Raw genomic sequence first — 3,199 nt, 5'->3', positions numbered from 1 at the left:
TGGGGATGCCCGGTGATGCGCCGAAGCGCAATCCCGCGTTCCCCGACGAGTCCGAGCACTACCTCAGCGACGGCATCCTCGATCCCGTCCTGCAACGCGGACCGATCTACCGCCCCACCCCCTGACCGCTCGACACACCCAGCATCCACGAGGTAGCCGCATGATTCTCTCCCACGCCAGGGACGATGTCGACGTCGTCGCGGTCGGCGAGACCATGGCGACATTCGTCCCCGACGGCACGCCTGACCGATACCGGGTCGTCCCGGCGGGTGCGGAGTCGAACGTGGCGATCGGCGTGGCGCACCTCGGTCTACGTGCGCGCTGGGTGTCCCGACTCGGTGCGGACGATCTGGGACGACTCGTGTGTGACACCGTCAGCAGTCATGGTGTCGATGTCCGCGTCGAGTGGGACGAGCACCTGCCGACCGGGATCATGACGAAGAGCGTGGAGGACGGGCGGACCCGGGTGCAGTACTACCGCTCGGGGAGCGCGGCGAGTCGCCTCGACGAGCGCCACCATGCCTTCGTAGGCGATCGACCGCGCTGGACGCACCTGACTGGGATCACGCCTGCCCTGTCCAGCGGGGCCCGGCGACTCGCGAGCAGACTGCTGCTCGACCGGGACAAGGACCAGGGCCAGGGACGGACCAGCTTCGACTTCAACTATCGCCCCGCGCTGTGGTCGGGACCGAGCGAGGCAGTCGACGTGCTGGCTCCGCTGGCCCGTGCGGCCGACCTGGTCTTCGTCGGCGATGACGAGGCCGCAGCCCTGTTCGGGACGTGCGATGAGGATGCCTTGCGCGCCGAGCTCCTCACCCGATCCGACCAGGAGCTGATCCTCAAGCGCGGCGGGGGCATGGCGAGCTTGATCACCACCGAAGCTTCCTGGTCCGAACCCGCCAAGCGGGTGGAGGTGGTCGACCTCACGGGTGCCGGAGATGCCTTTGCGGCGGGCTACCTCGCTGGTAGGTGCAAGGGATGGAACGTCGCGCAACGCCTCCAATCGGGGCACTTCCTCGCATCGCAGGTAATCTCTCGGCTGTCTGACGTCGGACCGATCCCCGACCCGGACTTCGACGACGGCCATCAGTCCGACCTCTCGGCTAAGGGGGATACCAAGTGAGTCAGACTCTCGAACGAGCGCTCACAATTTTGGGCTTCGTCAGCGAGGAGCCCCGTCACATCGGCGAGATCGCCAAGTTCCTCGACGTGCATCACTCCACTGCGCTGCGCCTGCTTCACTCCATGCGCAAATACGACTTCGTCTACGAACTGCCCAACCACCAGTACCGGCTCGGTGCGGCGGTCTTCCGCCTCGGCTTCCGGGCCCTGGAGGCCCTAGACCTGCGCTCCATCGCGCACCCCTTCATGGTCGAGCTCAACGACGAGACCAGCGAGACCGTGCATCTGGGCGTCCTCGAGCACGGGGACGTGGTTTACATCGACAAGGTCGAGGCCAAGCACTCCGTGCGTATGCACTCGCGGATCGGCGCCATCGCGCCCCTGCACTGCACGGGCGTCGCGAAGGGGATCTTGGCCTTCATGCCGCCCGAGCAGCGCTCGGAGCTTCTCCACGGCCAGGAACTCGCACGCCGTACACCCAAGACGATCATCGACCTCGATCAGCTGGAAGCCGACCTCAACACCGCCCGCGAGCGAGGCTTTGCTCGCGACGACGAGGAGAACGAGGTTGGCATCCACTGCGTCTCGGCCCCCATCTTCAACGGCTTCGGCGAGGTCGAGGGTGCCATCAGCCTCTCGACACCCACGAGCCGCGTCGATGAGAAGACGCTGCTGGGCTTCGTCCCGGCGCTGAGGCGGGCGGCCGACAGGGCCTCCCATGAGCTGGGATGGAGCCCGACATGACATTGCTACGCACGGTGGCGATCCTGCGAGGGTTCACCCCCGCCCGCACGGTCGAGCTGGCGGAACGCGCCTGGGCGATCGGGATGGACCTCGTGGAGGTCCCGGTCCAGGGCGAGGCGGGCTGGGCGGCGCTCGAGGCAGTGGCGGCCTCTGCCCGGGACCGCACGTTCGGAGCCGGCACCATCTTGTCCTCGACAGACGCGAGCCGAGCCATCGGGTGCGGAGCCTCCGTCGTGATCAGTCCCAGTGTGCACCCCGACGTCATCGCCACCGCGCTGACGGCGGGTGCCGTGCCGCTCCCGGGGGTGATGACGCCCACCGATGTCGCCAACGCCGCGCGTCACGGGGTCGAGATCTGCAAGCTGTTCCCGGCCAACCTGGTCGGACCTGGATGGCTGGAGGCCATGCGGGGCCCCTTCCCGGACATCGGATTCGTCGCGGTCGGCGGAATCAGCGCAGCCAACCTCGACGACTATCTCGACGCTGGTGCGGTCGGAGTGGCGTTCGGCGGTTCGATCGAGCGGTTCCTCGACTCTCCCCAGGCCGAGGACGTCGTCGCCGCCGCCCATGCTCGCGTCTCCAGAGGGACGCCCACGGGACCCGCCGCGGTTTCCAGCTAGATCTGTTCGGCACCCCGGGCCCGAGTCCATCTCGTGCCCGGACGTTCGAGCGCGCCTTCGTGCACCACCCAAGACGATTCATCAGCCCTGATAGCAGAGGAGAAGTTCCATGAGTGAGATCACCGTCGGCACGTCCTACACCCTCGAACGAGTCGTGGGGGACGACGACTGCACCACCCGTGGCGAGCACCAGATCTTCGCCACCCCCGATCTGGTCCTGCTCGTCGAGGCCGCGGCGATCGCCGCGCTCGCCCAGCACCTGCCCGAAGGACAATCCAGCGTCGGCAGCCACATCAACATCACCCATGTCGCCCCGACCCTAAAGGGGCAGACCGTGACGGCCGTGACCACGGTGACGGAGGTCGATCGGCGGCGGGTGGAGTTCTCGGTCGAGGTGCGCGACGAGATCGACACCGTCTCGACCGGCACTCACGAACGTTTCATCGTCGACCTCGACAAGTTCGGCGAGCGACTCAACGACAAGGTCCTCCGGGTCAGCTGAGGCCCGGTGCGAGAAGGAGGACTCTGATCGTGGCCATTCAGGTCTTTGCCATCGTTGTCTCGTTCGCGCTGACCGCCGCGGCGCTCGCCCTCCTGGTCCCGGCCGTACGCCGCATCCTGGGCGTGGTGCGCGGGGGCCAGCCGGCCCCGGGCCGCACCGACCGCCCGGGCGCCCGCGCCGTGACGATGCTCAAGGAGACGTTCCTCCACAC

General features: G+C 67.6%; 5 protein-coding genes. All 5 read left to right on the top strand.

Translation table 11 applies throughout. The annotated features are described in order from the left end of the window. Positions 1-160: 160 nt before the first annotated feature. Positions 161-1,123 (top strand): sugar kinase, encoded by a 963-nt coding sequence (locus JWN97_RS18500; protein WP_297626251.1) that lies wholly within the window; start codon positions 161-163, stop codon positions 1,121-1,123. After that, positions 1,120-1,866 carry an IclR family transcriptional regulator gene (locus JWN97_RS18495; RefSeq protein ID WP_297626249.1) on the top strand — a complete coding sequence of 249 codons (747 nt, stop codon included), beginning with the start codon at positions 1,120-1,122 and terminating at the stop codon, positions 1,864-1,866. Before JWN97_RS18500 ends, JWN97_RS18495 begins: the two co-directional genes overlap by 4 nt. Then, entirely contained in the window at positions 1,863-2,486 is a 624-nt protein-coding gene (locus JWN97_RS18490; protein ID WP_297626247.1) for a bifunctional 4-hydroxy-2-oxoglutarate aldolase/2-dehydro-3-deoxy-phosphogluconate aldolase, read from the top strand. Before JWN97_RS18495 ends, JWN97_RS18490 begins: the two co-directional genes overlap by 4 nt. A gap of 109 nt (positions 2,487-2,595) precedes the next feature. Further along, positions 2,596-2,988 (top strand): hotdog domain-containing protein, encoded by a 393-nt coding sequence (locus JWN97_RS18485; protein WP_297626244.1) that lies wholly within the window; start codon positions 2,596-2,598, stop codon positions 2,986-2,988. Positions 2,989-3,017: 29 nt separating this feature from the next. Further along, positions 3,018-3,199, top strand: a 182-nt coding sequence (locus tag JWN97_RS18480; RefSeq protein WP_297626242.1) for a hypothetical protein, incomplete at its 3' end; no start/stop codon positions are given.

Origin of the sequence: Nocardioides sp. (genome assembly GCF_025965415.1) — a bacterium.
In the GTDB taxonomy this organism is placed as follows: Bacteria; Actinomycetota; Actinomycetes; order Propionibacteriales; family Nocardioidaceae; genus Nocardioides.
Note: the sequence above shows the minus strand (reverse complement) of the source record. Positions and strands in the feature narration are given on the sequence as shown.